The organism is Silvimonas terrae, from assembly GCF_014202765.1.
GTDB lineage: Bacteria > Pseudomonadota > Gammaproteobacteria > Burkholderiales > Chitinibacteraceae > Silvimonas > Silvimonas terrae.
Window position 1 is genome coordinate 44,927 of record NZ_JACHHN010000006.1, and the last position, 16,544, is coordinate 61,470.

The following is a 16,544-nucleotide window of genomic DNA, read 5'->3' on the forward strand; positions in this document are numbered from 1 at the left end:
GTGTCGTGCATCAGGCCGGGTAATCCAGCACCAGGATATCGGCCAGGGTCGGTTGCAATTTGGCCACAAAAGCCAGATGCACCGGATGCGGCAGATAAGCATCACGCGCTGCGGCATCGGCAAAGGTGAAGTTGAAAATATGGGTCAACCCTTTGGACAGCGGCTCCGGGCTTTCATCCAGACCCCATTCAAACGCGGTGATCCCGTCGATCTTGCTGGCCAGGCCGGCAAACTCTTGCTCCAGTGCGGAGCGGGCTTCTTTGGTGATCTCATCCTTGAAACGCAGTAAAACGAGGTGACGCAAAGCCATGGCGGGTTTCCTCAGGTCAGGTAATGACATCGGCAAATGCCGGACGTGGCTGTAACATAGGCCCACATCGGTACAAATCAACTCGCAAACCATGAGCAACTTGCTGTTTATCTGCAGCCGCAACCAGTGGCGCAGCCCCACTGCAGAGCAGATCTGGCGCAGAACGCCGGGCGTCAATGTGCGCTCTGCCGGCACCAGCCCGTCTGCACGGCGCCGGGTCAGCGCAGCTGATTTGCGTTGGGCCGACCTTGTTTTTGTGATGGAGCACCAGCACAAAACCCGCTTGAAGGCCGACTTTGCTGCCGAACTGGTCGGCAAGACCATCCATGTGCTCGATATCCCGGACGAATACCAATACATGGATCCGGAATTGATCGAACTGCTGGAAAGCGCAGTGTCTCCCTGGCTGTGAGTCCACAAAGCGGGGCCCGCCTTCCATATAAAAAAAGCCACCCGGACGGTGGCTTTTTGATTGCTGGTACACCCGCTTAGCTACACGCCCCCAAGTCTTGCCATGGCCCGTACTGGCCGCTCTGGCTAGGGTTGTCGCCCTGAGTCCACCATTTGTTCTGATAGTTGTGGCCCTGATAGCTCACAGTCTGCCCGGCAGTGGCATAGATTGCGCTGCTGTTCCACGCGGTGGCGCAGGTGCTGGCTGCGGGTGTGGGGGCCGGCGTTGGCGTAGGTGCAGGCGTGGGTGCGGGTGTCGGGGTTGGCGTCGGTGTCGGTGTCGGTGTCGGCGCCGGGGTTGGTGTGGCTGTGGCCACAATGGCGGAGAACGGCTGCTCTGTGGTGCCGACCGCGCCTTCGATATGCCCGGCAAATTCCCGCGCAAACAGCGTATCGCCGCTCAACGTCACCAGATAGTCATACCAGTCTGCGTTGGTGGGAAAGCTTTGACCCACGGTTTTGCCTGCAGGCACGCTGACACTCCACACCTGACCGCCCGCACCGCCAGTGGGGGCATTGCGCCGGGTTACGCTGAAGGTAGCGGCAATGGTTGCGGTATTGCTGAAGGTCAGCGTGATGGGCGTGCCGGCGGTTCCGGTCGTGATGGTGACTTCCGGCTCAGGCTGGTTCTGCCAGGCGGTGGCCGAGATATTGCCGGCAAAACGGCGGTAGAAACGGTTGGGGCCATACACGCTGATATCGTACTTGCCGCCGCCGTAGGTGTTCACGCTGAAATAGTCGGACGATTGCACGCCGGTGCCCGCCACCTGATAACGCCACGGACCATCCGTGCGATACGCGTTGACGTAGGCCGACATCATCACGTCCTGCGGGCCCTGGTTGGTCATGTAGATCCAGTAGCGGCCAGCGCTGCGGTCGGCGCCGCCCCAGGCGTTCAGTTGGTAAGGCTGCACGCGCGCCGGGCGGGGGCCGCTTTCCTGTGTGGGCGGTGTGGTGGTGGCAATCGGGGTTGCGGCCGGCAGGTTCTTGCACTCGGTAGCGGCATTTGCTGCCAGCGCGGCGGTATCGGGCAGGGTGGGGAAAGCGTAATCGCTGGCGGTAAAGTTGAAGGCGCTGGTCAGATCGCCACAAATCTTGCGGCGCCAGGCGCTGATATTGGGTTCTTGCACGCCGGTCCAGGCCTCCAGGAAGCGCAGCGTGGAGGTGTGATCAAACACTTCGCTGGCGACATACCCGCCTTTGGACCACGGCGAAATCACCAGGGCCGGAATCCGCCCGCCCAGGCCAATCGGTACGCCGGAGACATACTCGTCTGTGGTGCCGGTCGGGGCGACCGGGGCGATGGCGTGGTCGAAGAAACCGCCGTTCTCGTCATACACCAGGAAAAACACCGTCTTTTGCCACACCGCCGGGTTGCTCACCAGCGCCTCAAGATACTGGTTCACATAATTGGCGCCAGGGTTGGGGCCGTAATCGGGGTGTTCAGAGAGCGCCGCCGGAGCGATGACCCAGGAGACCGCAGGCAACTGATCGTTGGCGACATCCGCCGCAAACTGGGCCGGTGTGCGGCGCTGCATGCCGTTGGTGTAGAGCGGAGAACTGGTGCCGGCGTTTTTGAAGTTGTTGAACCAGGCCAGGGCGTTATCGTCGAAATTGTCCTGTTCCTGGTACACGCGCCAACTGATGCCGGCGGCTTGCAGGCGCTCGGCGTAGGTGGTCCAGGTGTAGCCTTTTTCGCTGTTGTCGGTGACCGGGCCGCCATTCTTGCCGGCCGGGTCAATCGTGCCCGTCATCAGGTACAGCCGGTTGGGGTTGGTGGGGCCCATGACCGAGTGGAAATAGTGGTCGCACACGGTGAAGTTATCGGCCAGCGCGTAATGCCACGGAATGTCGTTGCGGTTGAAGTAACCCATCGACAGACCGCCCTTGGCGGCATACCACTGATCCAGCTTGCCGTTGTCCCAGCCGGTGTGGCCGCTGCTCCAGTCATGCGCCACATCAGCCGCGCACTCGGCCGCCGTGGTTTTCAGATTGTGGTGAAACGGGCATTGAATGACGCTGCCATTCTTCTGGTAGAACACATTGGCCAGGCCGCTGGCGGCGTTTTGCAGCAGCGGGTGGTTATCACCAAAGCCCGATACGCCATTGAGCGAGCCAAAGTAGTGATCAAACGAACGGTTTTCTTGCGAGAAAATCACCACGTGGGCAATCGACCCCAGGGTGCCGCTGGCGGCGGGCGCGGCCAGTACGCGTTGCAGCCCGGCGGGTAAAACGGTGCCGGCCAGTGCGGCGGCGGCGCCCTTCATGAAACGTCGGCGATTAAAACCGTTAGATTGATGATCCACTGTCTCGTCTCCATGCTGTTTTTGGTTGGCCGCACGCGGCGTGCCGCCACGGTAGGGAGACTCATTTGCAGTTTTGTGACCATGAAACCCCGTTAAAACCGACACATAGCGTGGGTTTTCCGGGTGGATCACTTGATCATGGCAAGCGTCTGTATGCTGCTTTTTCGCTAGACGTATAGATGAATAACCGGCCGCCCGATCTGACCGATCGTCGTGGACAGATGGCAGGGTCAGGCGCTGAAAGGCAGGTGAGCGGCACAAAAAAACGGCGGGAACACCCGCCGTCTGAACGCTCGCGCCTGGGGCGCCACTCAGTACACCCAGGGCAGGCTCACATACTGGGTGCCCATATGGGTCAGTTGTCCGGGGCCGGCCATCAGGTTGATGAAGAACGGATTGCCGTAGGCCCGGTCGGTGTACCACGCATAGCGGAACACATCGCTGCGTGTTTCCAGGGTTTGCACCATGGCCGCCTGTTGGGCCATCGCCTTGGCCTCGGTATCGATCTGCAAGCCATCGTTACCGCTGTGGACGTTATCAAACTCGGTGACCCAGATCTGCTTGCCGTATTTATCCATGCGATCCAGCGCGGCATCCAGCCCGTAGTCGTACCAGTGAAAGGCCAGGAAATCCATTTGCGGATTGCGGTGATACAGCGCGTAGTAATCGGCAATAAAGCTATCCAGCCAGTACACCGGATCGTTGTAATGCAGGGTGTTGCCCATGGTCATGGCCGGACCCACCAGCTTGACGCCAGTCTGCCGGGCAATGGCCTCAAACCTCGGCCAGACCACCACCGCCTGCCAGGGGTTCATATTGGCCTGGGTGGTGCGGTTGGGCTCGTTAATGACCAGCAGGTATTTCACGGAGGGGTTGGCCATTAACCAGTTGATCACGTCCTGATCCACAAAATCCCCGGTCTTGATCATGGGGATGTATTCCATGTTGTACGCGGCCATATAGTCAGCGGGGACATTGGCATTGGGCCCCACGCGATAGTTGTACCACCAGCTTACGCCGCCGGAGACCATTGCCAGATCGACCGGATACGCGCCCAGATCATCTGCAATACCGCGTTTGGTGCTTTTGCTGGTGCCGGTGGGAACCGGCGTGACGGCGGCGGCTTTGGAAGAAGGGGAGACGGGGCTGGCGATACGTTCGGTGGCGAGCGGGGTAGAACCGTTGTCATCGCCACCGCAGGCATACAAGCCGGTGGTGGCGACAAGCAGCATAAGCCAGCGTAATCGGTGAGGGTCTTCGTGCTGAAGATAGCCGTGCATCACGTGTTCTCCTGTTTTGCACTAACCCTGCGGCGGGGAAACCGCGCAGACTGGCAGACCAGTGCAGTTGACTGTGCCTCGTTGAGGGGCTCCTCAAAAATAGACCAGCCGCTGCGAACACGCGTTCTGCGCCAGGCTGCCGCAGGTCTACTTGGGCAGACAGACGTCAGCCAGCGGCCGGGCTGGCGCAAGCGCGGTTTTTCGCGCCTGTCAGAGCTACCAGGGCTGCGTCAGGTATTTGCTGCCCAGATCGGTCAGCACGCCAGTGCCGGCCAGCAGGCTGTCAAAGTGCGGGTCCGGGCTCAGGCGGCCGGTGAACCAGGCATAGCGGAACACATCTGTACGCGTTTCGCAGGTGTTGACCATATCGGCCATCTGCGCTTCTTGTTTGGCCAGCGTATCAATCTGCGCACCGTCGGTTTGTGAATGCCAGTTGGCAAACTCGGTCACCCAGAATGGCTTGCCGTATTTGGTCAGCCGATTCAATTGATCGGCCAGGCCGTAGTCATACCAGTGGAAGGCCAGATAATCGATCTGCGGATCACGGTTATTGCTGGCGCGGAATGCCGCGTAAAACGCATCCAGCCAGACCACGGGATCGCTGTAGCCGGAAAGCGTGCCCCAATTCATGGCTGGCCCGACTAGCTTGACGCCGGTGGCGGCGGAAATGGCCTCATAACGGGGCCACAAGGCCGCCGCGGCTGCTGGTGTCATATTGGCCTGATCGACCAGATTGGGTTCGTTGAGCACCAACAGATATTTGATGGCGGGGTTGGCCCGCAGATAGCTGATGACGTCTGCATCGACAAAATTGCCGTTCCACAGCATCGGCACAAAATCCATGCTGGCGCTGCTTTGCGCATTGGCGGGCAAACTGGCGTTGGGTTTCAGACCCCAGTTGTACCACCAGGTGACGCCGGGGGAGACCGCAGCAAGGTCCTGGCTATTGGCAAAGTCATACCCCACGCCGCGCTTGAAACTTTTGGTGACGGCGGAAGGCGCTGGTGTCGGTGTCGGTGTCGGCGTGACGGAGGGAGAACTCACCTGGCTGCTGGCGGCCGCGTCGCTACTACCGCCGCCACCGCATGCGGTCAGACAGACAGAAAGCGCGGCAATCGTGAACAACGATCGGGCTGGACTGTGTGGCAAAAGCATCGTGACAACTCCCCGCGCATCAAGCGCATCAACCGCAGACGGTCAAGTTTGAAAACGTTTTCAAAGTGCGGGGATGCTAAGGCCGGATGCTTGCCAACGGCAACGGTTGGCCTCCGTGCTGCGGGGGCTGCATGACAAGCGGTCGAGCGGACTGCAAAACGCACCGACGGGCAAACCCGCCACCAGAAATGGTCAGCATGCGGTATCAGTGAGGCAGTTGACCGCGCAGATACTCCAGCAAGGCATGGGGCAATTCCGGGGTGATCACCACGGTGCGCTGAGGCAGCACGATCACCACTGCGCAGCGGCTATCCGTGGCATACAGCCGGTACCGGCCCAACGTTTTACTGGAATACAAGCCGGAAAACGAAAACAGCCCGCTATTACCGCGCAGACGCAGTGAGCCCTTGCAGGCCGCCGGGTCCAGCCGCGCCGACACCAGCCCGGTTAGCGGGATACGGGTGGAAAAACACGGGCGTTCAATGATCAGTGTCGTGCCCTCAATCCGGTAGCCACGGATGATGTACAGCGCGCTGGTTAACAAAATCAGCAACGGCAGCAGCGTCAGCCAGGCCAGCGCCGGATTGATGCGCGGCGTAATGGACAGCACGTGATACAGCACCAGCGCGGCCAGCCCCAGCGTGATGGTGCAAGCGGCAGAGGTCAGTTTGAGGGAGGCAGGCCAGGGGGCAACGGCAAAACGCATGGTCGGTTCCGGATCAGACACCGCTGCAGCATACGCCGCCGTGCATCCACAAGGCGCGCCAGGCGGGCCGAATGTCTCGTTTAACAAACGTCTGGCGGGCAGGGGCTACCCACGTCGGGATGCAGCAAGTACGCTGCATAACCACATCGCCCAAGCGCTTGAAGCAACGGGTAAAAACCGGCATCGACCGGACGAGGAGGATGGATGGAAACCCAAAATCAAACCACGGTCATCGTGGACAATGAATGGCGCCGCTGGATTGCCGAGAACCTGCTCCTGGGCAGTAACCCGGCTGATCTGTTACAGGTGATGGTCTCTGGCGGCGTGGACCCGGAGGTGGCCTCGGCCGAGTTGAACGCCGCTCAGCAAAGCCCCTATCTGGCGGGTGCACAACGCCTGAAAAACCGCCTGGCCAAACACGACTGGGTGCTGGATAACCTGCGGCGGCTGGAACACCTGCGCGCGGCAGAGATTCCCCGGCGGCATCGTTTGTCCACGCGCGAGTTTTTCGATGATTTTTACACGGCCGGGCGCCCTGTCATCATCACCGGCATGATGGATCACTGGCCTGCCATGAATAAGTGGAGCCTCGACTACTTTGCCGATCGTTGCGGCAATGCCGAGGTGCAAGTGCAGTTTGGTCGCAACAGCAACCAGCATTACGAACTGGACAAACAGCGCCACGAAAAAACCATGCGCTTTGCCGAGTACGTGAACCTGGTGCGCACGCAAAGCCCGACCAATGATTTTTACATGACGGCCTACAACGATTCGCGCAATCGCAGCGCGCTCGCCAGCCTGTGGAACGACGTACCGCCAATGCCGGAATACCTGGACCCCAACTCGGTCGATAGCGGTTTTCTGTGGTTCGGGCCGGCGGGCACCATCACGCCGTTTCATCATGATCTGACCAACAACTTCATGGCGCAGATTATTGGGCGCAAGCGCATTGTGCTGGTGCCGGCGACGGAAATTGCCAGCATGTACAACCACGAGCATTGTTTTACTTATGTCGATGCCCAGGCGGTGGATTTCCAGCGGTTTCCCAACCTGCGCCAGGTGCGGCCACTGGAATGCACGCTGAACCCCGGTGAAATCCTGTTCCTGCCTGTGGGCTGCTGGCATTTTGTTGAAGGCCTGGAAGTCTCGGTCACCATGTCTTTTATCAATTTTCGCTGGCTGAACGACTTCACCAGCAGCTACCCCGCCAACCGCGCCTTCTGACCAAGCCATTGCCGTCGGGGTCGGCGGTGATGGCTTGCGCGCAGAATCCCCGTCCTGTTTGATGTGAATCGTCGATACTGATGACAACGGCTTGAATTTTCGGTGGATTGCCGCCACCGTTAGCACACCCTTTCAGGAGTTGCTGTCATGGCTGTATCGATGTATCGCCTTTCCATTCCGGTGTTCCAGCGTGGCCTGCAGGTGCTGACCAGCTATCTGGACAAAGCCGAAGCCCATGCCCAGGCCACCGGCGTGCCGCCCGAAGTGCTGGTCCATGCGCGCATTGCCACCGACATGCTGCCACTGGCCGGGCAGATCCAGCGCGCGTCTGATACATCCAAAAACGCCATCGGCCGCCTGATTGGCGTTGATGTGCCGCGTTTTCCCGATTGCGAAACCACGTTTGGCGAACTGAAAAACCGCATCGCGAAAACCCAGGCGTTTTTTGACACCATCACGCCAGAGCAACTGGACGGCAGCCATTTGCGCGAGGTGTCGCTGGATTTCTCCACCATCAAGGCGACCTTTACCGGTGACGAATATCTGATGACGTTTGTGCTGCCCAACTTCTATTTTCATATCGCCACGGCCCATGCCATCTTGCGCCAGCACGGGCTGGATGTCGGCAAGCTGGATTATCTGGGGCCGTACGGGGAGTGAGAGAGGGCGCTGGCGGTTCTGGCTGTTTTTGACGGGGCTCACAGACGCGTGGGCGTGACTACCTGTCCCCTCGTCATTCCCGCGGAGGCGGGAATCCAGCAGGCCGCCGAAGGTGGCCTTAAGTGACAAGAGACACTTTGTAGCCCGGATGAAGCGATAGCGGGAATCCGGGGTGGCAGGCCTGGTTCATAGTGTTGTGAGCGTAGGGTGGATTCGGAGCGATAGCGACAATCCACCATTGCGGTGCGTGTTAGCGCCTGGCGGCGCGGCTGTTTTTGGTACCGGGGGTGCCCGGACCAAGTTACTTTCTTTTGCTTCGCCACCTCGGCGGCCCCAAAGAAAGTAACCAAAGAAAAGGCGACCCCTGCGACAGCGCCCTTCGGGTGTCCTGCGCTTCTCGCAAGGCGCGGCTGGCTACGGGAACTCGCTACGCTCAAACACCCCTCCGCCGAAACCCCGCGCCTTGCTGCGATGCTCGGCGCTGCCGGAGGGGAGGGAGAGCAAAAGCAACCCCAACACCATAACCCGTCTGCCCGCAAGAATTGATCACTGTGCCCACCACTTCGTCATTCCGGCGAAGGCCGGAATCCAGTGGGCCGTCGCAGGCGGCCTTGCCTTCGGCATCAGCGAGATCAAACCCTCACTCGCCCGGTTTCTCTGTCGCAAAGTAAAGCAGCGCCATCACGGGCAAGGCCAGCCCCAAGGCGCTGGCCCAGAGCCAGCCACCGTGTGCATAGGCCCAGCCACCCAGGGCAGAGGTGATGGCGCCAGCCGCAAAGAAGGTCGCCATATACAAACCGTTGAGGCGGCTGCGCGCGTGGGCGCCCAGGGCAAAGATGGCGCGCTGACCCAGAACCACGTTCGCCTGGACGCCAAAGTCGATCATGATCGCTGCGACAACCAGCAAGGCCAGCGCCAGAGGCGAGCCTTCCGGAGCCAGGTGTGTGAGTAGCCAGGCGGCGGCAGCACAGAGCATGGCTGCTGCCGTGGCGGGGCGGCTCCAGCCTTTGTCTGCCACGCGGCCCGCAATGGGTGCGGCAATAGCCCCGGCGACACCGGCCAGCGCAAACAGGGCAATGCCGCGCTGGGTCAGGTGATAAGACCCGGCCAAAAGAAGCGGCGAGGTGGTCCAGAACACGCTGAACGTGCCGAACAAGCATGCCTGGTACAAGGCGCGGCGGCGCAGGATGGGGGTTTGTAACGCTAGATGCGCCATGGATGACAGCAATTCACCATAAGACAAGGCATGTACGGGTTGCCGCAGCGGCAGCTTGCTACGCAACACCACGCCCAGCGCCACCATCGCCAGCGCCGACAGCACGAACACCACATGCCAGGACGTCAGGGCGGTAATGAAACTGGAGACTGGCCGCGCCATCATCACGCCCAGCATCAGGCCGCTCATGACATTGCCAATCACGCGGCCGCGAGTAGCTTCCGGGGCAAGGTGGGCGGCGTAAGGCACCAGAATCTGCACGGCGACAGAGCCAATGCCGATGAACAGCGCCGCAACCAGAAACGGGAACGGCGACGGCGCCACGGCGGCGGCCAGCAAGGCCAGCGCTGCCAGGCCCACCATCATCAGGACCAGCCTGCGGTTTTCAAACAAGTCGCCCAGTGGCACCACCAGAATCAACCCGGTGCCGTAGCCAATTTGCGTCATGGTCACAATCAACCCTGCGGCGCTGACCGGCAGGCCCAGTGCGGCACTGATCGGGCCAATCAGCGGCTGGGCGTAATAGATATTGGCGACGATCAGCCCGCAGGATGCGGCCAGCAGCCAGATCAATCCGCTTGATATCGCCGTGGGTTCCTGGGTTGTGACGGGTTGGGGCATGTTCATGTCGGGGTCCACGGCAAGGTGCTGGAGTGTCAGGGGCTGGCTGGATAATAGGAAATGATCATTTCCTATTCAATTGTCATGTGACAGATGGCATTCTGGCAAGCGCTACCTCGCTAAAAAACAAAAGCCACCTGCCAGAATCCGGGCAGATGGCCTCGGGCGGTGAGGATGCGTTCAGAAGTGAGTTATCGCCATGGTCCAGACCCGGTCCAGCACCAGCGCGCCAAACACCCAGGCCAGATAGCGGATGGAATACAAAAACAACCCGCGCGCCACGGCTTCATCGGCAGTGCGATAGAGCTTGATGGCGCGCCACAAAAAGCCGCTGTTGAACCACAAGGCAATAGCCAGATACACCCAGCCGCTCATGCCGATGACAAAGGGCAGCAGCGCCACGGCGTACAACATCACCGCGTACAGCACGATGGTCTGGCGGGTATAGGCCGGGCCGTGGGTCACCGGCAACATGGGCAAACCGGCCTTCTGGTAGTCCAGTTGCCGGTACAGCGCCAGCGCCCAGAAGTGCGGCGGCGTCCAGGTATAAATCAGCAGAAACAACACCGCCGCCTCGGCCGGTACCGTGCCGGTGACCGCCGCCCAGCCCAGCACGGGCGGCATGGCGCCGGCCGCACCGCCGATCACAATGTTTTGCGGGGTGGCCGGTTTGAGCCAGCGCGTGTACACCACGGCGTAACCAAAGAATGTCCCCAGGGTCAGCCACATGGCCAGCGAGTTGGCAAAAGTCTGCAACAGCGCCAGACCGGCCAGGGTCAGCACGGCGGCGTAAAGGCCGGCTTCCAGCGGTGTCAGCGTGCCTTTGACCAGCGGCCGGCGTTCCGTGCGGCGCATGACGGCGTCACGATCACGCTCCACCAGACAATTGACTGCCGCTGCGCCCATGGCAACCAGCGCGATCCCCAGCAAAGAGAGGATCACATTGGGCAACGCTGACCACTGCGGTGTCGCCATCAAGGCGCCTGCCGCTGCACAGAACACAATCAGGCTGACAACCCTGGGCTTGCCCAGCCGCCAGAGTTCAACGGCCCGTGAAGGCGTGATGAGTGCGAGCGTAAACATGCACAGTCCTTTGTGCCCGGCTGCGGGCCAGCACAGAAGTCAGACAAAACAACAGGAAAGCCGCGCCACCGTTATGGAGTACGGCCAGCGGCAAAGGCAGAGAGAGCAACACATTGGCGATGCCCAGGCCCACTTGCACACACAGCGCCGCCAGCAACAGCAGGGCCGTGGCGCGGTGCGCAAACCACAAACGCAGCGCCAGCCAGAGCGTGGTGAGCGTGACCACCAGCGCGCCCAATCGGTGTAACCAGTGGATCGCGGCCAGATGGCTGATCGGCAATGGCATGCCATCACTGGTCAGCCCCAGTTGGCGGTCTACCCGCAGCATGTCCATCAGGCCATCCGGCGGGGCAAAACTGCCACGGCAGGCGGGAAAACCATCGCAGGCCAGCCCGGCATAGTTGCTGGATACCAGCCCGCCCAGGATCAACTGGCATAACACGGCGGCCAGGGCCACCCAGGCCAGCGTGCGGTTGGCGTGATCCACATACAACCTGGGTAGCGTGCCGCGCAGGGCAATGGCCGATAACAGCGCCAGCATGGTCATGCCACCCAGCAAGTGCGCGGTGACCACGGCGGGCATCAGTTTGAGCGTGACGGTCCACATCCCGAGCAAGGCCTGCAGCACAACCAGCAGCAAGGGCGCAAACACCAGCGGTGTGGGCAAATCAAAGCGCTGGCGCTGGCGATAGAGCGCGGCGGTCAGTACCACCACCATCAACACCAGCCCGCCGGCCACGTAGCGGTGGATCATCTCTTTCCAGCCTTTGTCCGGCTCGACCGTCGTGCCAAAGGTGGCGGCGGCATGGGCGATTTCATGCGCGGCCTGCGGGACAGTCAGGTGGCCGTAACAGCCGGGCCAGTCCGGGCAGCCCAGCCCGGCGTCAGACAAGCGCACAAACGAGCCCAGCATGACCAGACCAAAGGTCCAGATCACGGCCAGCCAGGCCAGATAACGCAAACGGGATTGCCGCACTCGATTTCTCCCCTCGCATCAGGCCACCAACTGCAATGCGGTTAGTGGCATTTCGTTAGACGTCCACACCTAATCCACAGCCTTGCCCGCGCTGGGTTACCCCAGGGCTTCGTTGTTCTTCAGAATCTTGCCGATCTCTGCCATGGCCTTCTTGCGGCCTTCGTTGTCGCCAATCTGGTCCGGGCGGTAGCGCATGACCAGGTTGCCATGCGGGTCAATCAGATACAGCCCGCCAGCGTGCAGCCCGGTGGCGTTATTGATGACCGCTACATCGTTATCCAGTGCCGGGCAAACCACGGTGGAACCCCGCTGGATACGGTGGCTTTCCTGACCCTGTGCCAGGCGCATTTGCCGGGTGGCAAACAACAAGGCCTTCTGATTGTCCGTACACCCTTGCGGGTCGGCGGCCACCAGTCGCCAGTAACCATTGGCCGGTGTGGCGGCGGGCGCGGCAATCAGTTCGCCGTAGCTTTTGACCGCAGTGGGCCGCCAGAAATGAAAGAACGCCTGGGCGGCCAGAATGGGGGCAAGCGTGATACCAAACATCAACAGCAGGGTTTTTTGCCCGCGATTCATGCGTCGTCTCCTTCGGGTGCGGTTGGTTTTTTTGTGGTGACAAGGGCTTCGGTCGTTGCCTGGGTTTGTGGCGCGCGCGTGCTGCGGCGAAAATGCCGCCACAAAAACAGCCCGGCAATGCTCATGCCCCACCAGGTCAGCATGTAGCCGATATGGCGGGACGGGTTGAAATCCGGGGTGGCGCTGTCGTGCTGCAGGCCGTCATTGGCCGCTGAACGCAAACGGCCATACCACAGCGGTTGGGGCAGATGAGACCACTCGGCAAAGCGCGCGGCGGTGATGTTCTGGAACAGCTTGCCTTGCGGCGGGGTATGCGCCAGTTCAAAAAAGCGCGGCCAGTTCAGGACTTCGACCTGTGGGGTGGCGGGGATGGCGGCGCTCTCTACCGCGTTGGTGGCGCGCCAGCCCCGATTGATCAGCACAATGCTGCCATCGGCCAGCCGGAACGGCGTGATGACCTCTACGCCCACTTCGCCGTTGTAATCGCGGTGATCCAGATACAGCGTCTGCGCTGACAGCCAGTAACCCTGGAGCGACACCCGCCGGAACAGCGGCGGTAGGTCGCTGTTACGCCAGGTGAGCGGCGGCAGCGCAATACTGGCCGCATAGTGATCGGCCAGTCGTTGCTTGTACACGGCGCGCGCGGCCTGCCACAGCCCCAGCGCCACCGTCAGCAGCACCAGCGCGGCCAGCCCCACCAGCGCACCCCGCCGCTGACGTGCTTGCGGCAGCTTGATGACAGTTGTGCTACCGTTTCCGGTATCAGGAGGAGACGCCATGAGAGTTGTCATCGTACTGTTTTTGCTAATCATTCTGTTTGCACTGGGCCGCGCGCTGTTCCAGCTGGTGCGTGGGCCATCCCGCTCTGAAAAACTGGCCCGTTCACTCACGCTGCGTATTGCGGTTTCCGTTGCGCTGTTCATCCTGTTGCTGCTGGCCTGGTACTTTGGCCTGCTGCAACCCCATGGGCCGACGCCCTGAAACGGTGATTGCCAATCGCCAGGGCCTAGCGGGGAAAGGCATTGCTGCCTTTCCCCTCGCCCTTGCCGATGCGCCCCTGCAACCTCCCGCCCTCGACAACCGCCAGCGCCTGCCAAAAACCTGCAACGGTTTTACCAGGCGCTACTTTTCTCGCCTACCACTGCATCGTCATTCCGGTCCTCGGCGGCCCCCTTGAGCCGGAATCCAGCGCCGTAGCCCGGATGAAGCGCAGCGAGAATCCGAGGTAACTACCCCGGCCCATGTCGCCACCCCGGATTTCCGGCCTGACGGCCTCCATCCGGGCTACGGTTTGTAGATTGGTCATCACTGCCTCACAGGCAGTCCACAAACAGCGCCGTAGCCCGGATGAAGCCCAGCGAGAATCCGGGGTAATTACCCTGGCCCATATCGCCACCCCGGATTCCCGGCCTGACGGCCTCCATCCGGGCTACGGTTTGTTGATTGGTCATCACTGCCTCACAGGCAGTCCACAAACAGCGCCGTAGCCCGGATGAAGCGCAGCGAGAATCCGGGGTGACTACCCTGGACAGTATCGCCACCCCGGATTCCCGGCCTGACGGCCTCCATCCGGGCTACGGTTTGTAGATTGGTCATCACTGCCTCACAGGCAGTCCACAAACAGCGCCGTAGCCCGGATGAAGCGCAGCGAGAATCCGGGGTAATTACCCTGGCCCATATCGCCACCCCGGATTCCCGGCCTGATGGCCTCCATCCGGGCTACGGGATTGGTCATTGCTGTCTCACAGGCAGTACACAAAGACGAACAGTCCCAGCCAGACCACGTCCACAAAGTGCCAGTACCAGGCCGCGGCTTCGAAGCCAAAATGATGTTCCGGCGTGAAGTGGCCCTTGAGCACGCGGCCCAGCATGACCGAGAGCATGATCGCCCCCACCAGCACGTGCATGCCGTGAAAACCGGTCAACATGAAGAAGGTCATGCCGTATGCGCCGGAGGCCAGCGTCAGGTGCATTTGCGTATAAGCGTGGTGGTATTCAAAGGCTTGCAGCACCAGGAACACCGCGCCCAGTGCCACAGTCAGCGCCAGACCCAATGCCATTTGCGTTCGGTTGTTCTTCACAAAGCCCCAGTGCGCCCAGGTCACGGTAATGCCGGAAGTCAGCAGCAATGCCGTGTTGATGGCGGGAATCCCAAAGGCTTCCATCGGCGTGTAGGGCGCAATTTTCGGCCCGCTCACACCCGGCCAGGTGGCTTTGAAGGCCGGCCAGAGCTGCTCATGCGTGTCCGAGAACCAGCCTAGCTCCGGCACAGAGATGGTGCGGGTGTAGAACAGTGCGCCAAAGAACGCGGCGAAAAACATGACTTCTGAAAAAATGAACCAGCTCATGCCCCAGCGGAAAGAATGATCCACTTGCTGGCCGTAATCGCCGTGTTGCGATTCGGTGATCACATCGCGGAACCAGCCAATCAGCATGTGGATCAGGATCAAAAACCCCGCCAGCAGCAGCCACTTGCCCAACTGCATGTCGTTGATCCAGAGCGCGGTGCCACAGGTCATGCAGAACAGCGCAATCGACCCGGTAATCGGCCAGCGCGAAGGTTCTGGCACGTAGTAGTGCGCGTCGTGAATGCCGTTTTCTACGTTCATGCTTCTCTCCAGTCGGCCACCGTGTGGCCCGCAGGTCGTTGGCGGTGGGTCCGCCCTTATCGTCGGTTCAGTGTTCCGCCACCAGCAAACGCACCAGTCCGAACACCAACAGCGCCAGAATCAGCGCCAGCACTATTGCGGTAATGACAATCTGTTGCGGTTTGACCTTTTGCGATGACTCCGCACCCTTGCGGCCCCGTACGCCAAAAAATGCCGCCAGGACGGTCTTGATGGCATCGATCATGGGCCACTCCTGGTGTCGGTGGCGTTGAACAGCGTGTACGAAAGCGTGATCGGGCCCAGGTCTTGCGGCAGGTCTTGCTTGAGTACCATCACCACCGTGGCATCGCGCACCTCGTGCGGGGCCAGGGCGATCTCGTTAAAACAAAAGCACTGCAGTTTTTCCACAAAGCGCACGGCGTTGGACGGTGCATAACTGGGGATGGCCCGCAGTTGCAGCGTGCGGTCGGTCGGGTTGGCAAGGCGAAACCGCGCCTTGACCAGTTGCCCGGCCTTGCCGCTGACCGTGTGATCCAGCGCCGTTAATGTGCCGGCCACGCCGGGCGCGGTATTGGCATCCAGATCGACCCGTTGCGACCACGCCGGCACGGCGTCACTTTCGTTGACCACGCGGTCTTGCTGAATGCCGACCGCGCGGCAGAACACGTCGTACATGGGCACCATGGCAAAGCAAAAGCCAAACATCACCAGCACCGCCAGCAGGAGTTTGCGGGCGGTGGTGCGGTTCTGGTGATGGATAACGCTGCTGTTCACGGTGTTTCCCTGTTCACTTTTCGCCCACAGGGGCGCATTGCCACTACCTCGTCATTCCCGCGGAGGCGGGAATCCAGTCCGGCCACCGCAGGTGGCCCTTGTTCGCCGAAGCCGTAACACTTTGAACATGTGTTAGCGCCTTGCGGCGCGATTGTTTACCTACCCGGGGTGCCGGGCCCACGTTACTTTTCTTTGCTTCGCCAAAGAAAAGTAACCAAAAGAAAGGCGACCCTGCGACAACGCCCTGCGGGTTCCCTGCGCTTCTCGCAAAGTCCGGCTGGCTGCGGGAACTCGCTTCGCTCAAACACCCCTCCGCCGAAACCCCGGACTTCGCTGCGATGCTCGGCGCTGCCGGAGGGGGGCAGGTCAAAAGCCAAATCGTCTGCATGCGGGTTTTGTAGGGTGGATTCGCGACAATTCACCACCACCCCCCAAAAAGGCGCGCAGCTATCTGCACACCTCACCCGCCTCAATTCCCGAACAGCCAGTGCCGCGCCATGATCCCCACAAAGAATACCAGCGCCACGCTGGCCAGGATCAAGGCGGTGCGCAGGTTGCGGCGGCGTTCGGGCCGATCATCACGCATCAGGTTCTCCAT

20 protein-coding genes are annotated in these 16,544 nt (G+C 61.0%); 4 read left to right on the forward strand and 16 right to left on the reverse strand.

Features of this window, described 5'->3' with window-relative positions:
* Positions 1 to 10: 10 nt before the first annotated feature.
* Positions 11 to 310 carry a Dabb family protein gene (locus HNQ50_RS14505; protein ID WP_184101920.1) on the reverse strand — a complete coding sequence of 100 codons (300 nt, stop codon included), beginning with the start codon at positions 308 to 310 and terminating at the stop codon, positions 11 to 13.
* A 91-nt stretch (positions 311 to 401) separates the two neighbouring features.
* Between HNQ50_RS14505 and HNQ50_RS14510 the strand changes: the two genes are divergently transcribed.
* Positions 402 to 722 carry a low molecular weight protein tyrosine phosphatase family protein gene (locus HNQ50_RS14510; RefSeq protein WP_184101921.1) on the forward strand — a complete coding sequence of 107 codons (321 nt, stop codon included), beginning with the start codon at positions 402 to 404 and terminating at the stop codon, positions 720 to 722.
* Between the two features lie 76 nt (positions 723 to 798).
* Here the strand turns inward: HNQ50_RS14510 and HNQ50_RS14515 are convergent, their stop codons facing one another.
* From HNQ50_RS14515 to HNQ50_RS14530, 4 genes are all read right to left on the reverse strand, one after another.
* A complete protein-coding gene (locus HNQ50_RS14515) occupies positions 799 to 3,066 on the reverse strand; it encodes a phosphocholine-specific phospholipase C (protein ID WP_308419167.1) in 2,268 nt (755 codons plus the stop codon).
* A 311-nt stretch (positions 3,067 to 3,377) separates the two neighbouring features.
* Positions 3,378 to 4,346, reverse strand: coding sequence for a glycosyl hydrolase (locus tag HNQ50_RS14520; protein WP_221303196.1), 969 nt, complete (start codon positions 4,344 to 4,346; stop codon positions 3,378 to 3,380).
* A gap of 216 nt (positions 4,347 to 4,562) precedes the next feature.
* Positions 4,563 to 5,471 carry a glycosyl hydrolase gene (locus HNQ50_RS14525; protein ID WP_221303197.1) on the reverse strand — a complete coding sequence of 303 codons (909 nt, stop codon included), beginning with the start codon at positions 5,469 to 5,471 and terminating at the stop codon, positions 4,563 to 4,565.
* Positions 5,472 to 5,706: 235 nt separating this feature from the next.
* Complete coding sequence (locus HNQ50_RS14530) at positions 5,707 to 6,207, reverse strand: PH domain-containing protein (RefSeq protein ID WP_184101923.1); 501 nt, start codon at positions 6,205 to 6,207, stop codon at positions 5,707 to 5,709.
* A gap of 204 nt (positions 6,208 to 6,411) precedes the next feature.
* Here HNQ50_RS14530 and HNQ50_RS14535 point away from each other — a divergent pair, with 204 nt between their 5' ends.
* Positions 6,412 to 7,431 (forward strand): cupin-like domain-containing protein, encoded by a 1,020-nt coding sequence (locus HNQ50_RS14535; protein WP_184101924.1) that lies wholly within the window; start codon positions 6,412 to 6,414, stop codon positions 7,429 to 7,431.
* Between the two features lie 147 nt (positions 7,432 to 7,578).
* Complete coding sequence (locus tag HNQ50_RS14540; protein WP_184101925.1) at positions 7,579 to 8,091, forward strand: DUF1993 domain-containing protein; 513 nt, start codon at positions 7,579 to 7,581, stop codon at positions 8,089 to 8,091.
* 640 nt (positions 8,092 to 8,731) lie between these two features.
* Here the strand turns inward: HNQ50_RS14540 and HNQ50_RS14545 are convergent.
* From HNQ50_RS14545 to HNQ50_RS14565, 5 genes are all read right to left on the reverse strand, one after another.
* On the reverse strand, positions 8,732 to 9,934 hold the full coding sequence (locus tag HNQ50_RS14545; RefSeq protein ID WP_184101926.1) for an MFS transporter: 1,203 nt from the start codon (positions 9,932 to 9,934) through the stop codon (positions 8,732 to 8,734).
* Positions 9,935 to 10,108: 174 nt separating this feature from the next.
* Positions 10,109 to 11,011, reverse strand: coding sequence for a heme o synthase (gene cyoE, locus HNQ50_RS14550; protein WP_184101927.1), 903 nt, complete (start codon positions 11,009 to 11,011; stop codon positions 10,109 to 10,111).
* A complete protein-coding gene (locus tag HNQ50_RS14555) occupies positions 10,971 to 11,987 on the reverse strand; it encodes a COX15/CtaA family protein (protein ID WP_184101928.1) in 1,017 nt (338 codons plus the stop codon). Before HNQ50_RS14555 ends, cyoE begins: the two co-directional genes overlap by 41 nt.
* Before the next feature lie 96 nt (positions 11,988 to 12,083).
* Positions 12,084 to 12,563 carry a hypothetical protein gene (locus tag HNQ50_RS14560; protein ID WP_184101929.1) on the reverse strand — a complete coding sequence of 160 codons (480 nt, stop codon included), beginning with the start codon at positions 12,561 to 12,563 and terminating at the stop codon, positions 12,084 to 12,086.
* Entirely contained in the window at positions 12,560 to 13,342 is a 783-nt protein-coding gene (locus HNQ50_RS14565) for an SURF1 family protein (RefSeq protein ID WP_184101930.1), read from the reverse strand. The genes HNQ50_RS14560 and HNQ50_RS14565 overlap by 4 nt, the downstream gene beginning before the upstream one ends.
* Between HNQ50_RS14565 and HNQ50_RS14570 the strand changes: the two genes are divergently transcribed.
* Positions 13,341 to 13,544 carry a twin transmembrane helix small protein gene (locus tag HNQ50_RS14570; protein ID WP_184101931.1) on the forward strand — a complete coding sequence of 68 codons (204 nt, stop codon included), beginning with the start codon at positions 13,341 to 13,343 and terminating at the stop codon, positions 13,542 to 13,544. The two genes, HNQ50_RS14565 and HNQ50_RS14570, sit on opposite strands and share 2 nt — an antisense overlap.
* A 332-nt stretch (positions 13,545 to 13,876) precedes the next feature.
* Here the strand turns inward: HNQ50_RS14570 and HNQ50_RS14575 are convergent, their stop codons facing one another.
* The 6 genes from HNQ50_RS14575 to HNQ50_RS21965 form a co-directional block, all read right to left on the reverse strand.
* Complete coding sequence (locus HNQ50_RS14575; RefSeq protein ID WP_184101932.1) at positions 13,877 to 14,014, reverse strand: hypothetical protein; 138 nt, start codon at positions 14,012 to 14,014, stop codon at positions 13,877 to 13,879.
* Positions 14,015 to 14,166: 152 nt separating this feature from the next.
* A complete protein-coding gene (locus HNQ50_RS22375) occupies positions 14,167 to 14,298 on the reverse strand; it encodes a hypothetical protein (protein ID WP_281386203.1) in 132 nt (43 codons plus the stop codon).
* A gap of 7 nt (positions 14,299 to 14,305) precedes the next feature.
* Entirely contained in the window at positions 14,306 to 15,172 is an 867-nt protein-coding gene (locus tag HNQ50_RS14580) for a cytochrome c oxidase subunit 3 (RefSeq protein WP_184101933.1), read from the reverse strand.
* A 67-nt stretch (positions 15,173 to 15,239) separates the two neighbouring features.
* Positions 15,240 to 15,416, reverse strand: coding sequence for a DUF2970 domain-containing protein (locus HNQ50_RS14585; RefSeq protein WP_184101934.1), 177 nt, complete (start codon positions 15,414 to 15,416; stop codon positions 15,240 to 15,242).
* Entirely contained in the window at positions 15,413 to 15,946 is a 534-nt protein-coding gene (locus HNQ50_RS14590; protein WP_184101935.1) for a cytochrome c oxidase assembly protein, read from the reverse strand. Before HNQ50_RS14590 ends, HNQ50_RS14585 begins: the two co-directional genes overlap by 4 nt.
* Positions 15,947 to 16,415: 469 nt before the next feature.
* Positions 16,416 to 16,544 (reverse strand): cytochrome oxidase small assembly protein, encoded by a 129-nt coding sequence (locus HNQ50_RS21965; protein ID WP_221303198.1) that lies wholly within the window; start codon positions 16,542 to 16,544, stop codon positions 16,416 to 16,418.

Excerpts from the sequence above, each read along its gene's own strand:
- HNQ50_RS14565 (WP_184101930.1), bottom strand. The coding sequence starts at position 13,342 with ATGGCGTCTCCTCCTGATACCGGAAACGGTAGCACAACTGTCATCAAG.
- HNQ50_RS14560 (WP_184101929.1), bottom strand. The coding sequence starts at position 12,563 with ATGAATCGCGGGCAAAAAACCCTGCTGTTGATGTTTGGTATCACGCTT.
- HNQ50_RS22375 (WP_281386203.1), bottom strand. The coding sequence starts at position 14,298 with ATGACCAATCCCGTAGCCCGGATGGAGGCCATCAGGCCGGGAATCCGG.
- HNQ50_RS14540 (WP_184101925.1), top strand. The coding sequence starts at position 7,579 with ATGGCTGTATCGATGTATCGCCTTTCCATTCCGGTGTTCCAGCGTGGC.
- HNQ50_RS14535 (WP_184101924.1), top strand. The coding sequence starts at position 6,412 with ATGGAAACCCAAAATCAAACCACGGTCATCGTGGACAATGAATGGCGC.
- HNQ50_RS14580 (WP_184101933.1), bottom strand. The coding sequence starts at position 15,172 with ATGAACGTAGAAAACGGCATTCACGACGCGCACTACTACGTGCCAGAA.
- HNQ50_RS14510 (WP_184101921.1), top strand. The coding sequence starts at position 402 with ATGAGCAACTTGCTGTTTATCTGCAGCCGCAACCAGTGGCGCAGCCCC.
- HNQ50_RS21965 (WP_221303198.1), bottom strand. The coding sequence starts at position 16,544 with ATGGAGAACCTGATGCGTGATGATCGGCCCGAACGCCGCCGCAACCTG.
- HNQ50_RS14530 (WP_184101923.1), bottom strand. The coding sequence starts at position 6,207 with ATGCGTTTTGCCGTTGCCCCCTGGCCTGCCTCCCTCAAACTGACCTCT.
- HNQ50_RS14570 (WP_184101931.1), top strand. The coding sequence starts at position 13,341 with ATGAGAGTTGTCATCGTACTGTTTTTGCTAATCATTCTGTTTGCACTG.
- HNQ50_RS14505 (WP_184101920.1), bottom strand. The coding sequence starts at position 310 with ATGGCTTTGCGTCACCTCGTTTTACTGCGTTTCAAGGATGAGATCACC.
- cyoE (WP_184101927.1), bottom strand. The coding sequence starts at position 11,011 with ATGTTTACGCTCGCACTCATCACGCCTTCACGGGCCGTTGAACTCTGG.
- HNQ50_RS14545 (WP_184101926.1), bottom strand. The coding sequence starts at position 9,934 with ATGAACATGCCCCAACCCGTCACAACCCAGGAACCCACGGCGATATCA.
- HNQ50_RS14585 (WP_184101934.1), bottom strand. The coding sequence starts at position 15,416 with ATGATCGATGCCATCAAGACCGTCCTGGCGGCATTTTTTGGCGTACGG.
- HNQ50_RS14575 (WP_184101932.1), bottom strand. The coding sequence starts at position 14,014 with ATGACCAATCAACAAACCGTAGCCCGGATGGAGGCCGTCAGGCCGGGA.
- HNQ50_RS14520 (WP_221303196.1), bottom strand. The coding sequence starts at position 4,346 with ATGCACGGCTATCTTCAGCACGAAGACCCTCACCGATTACGCTGGCTT.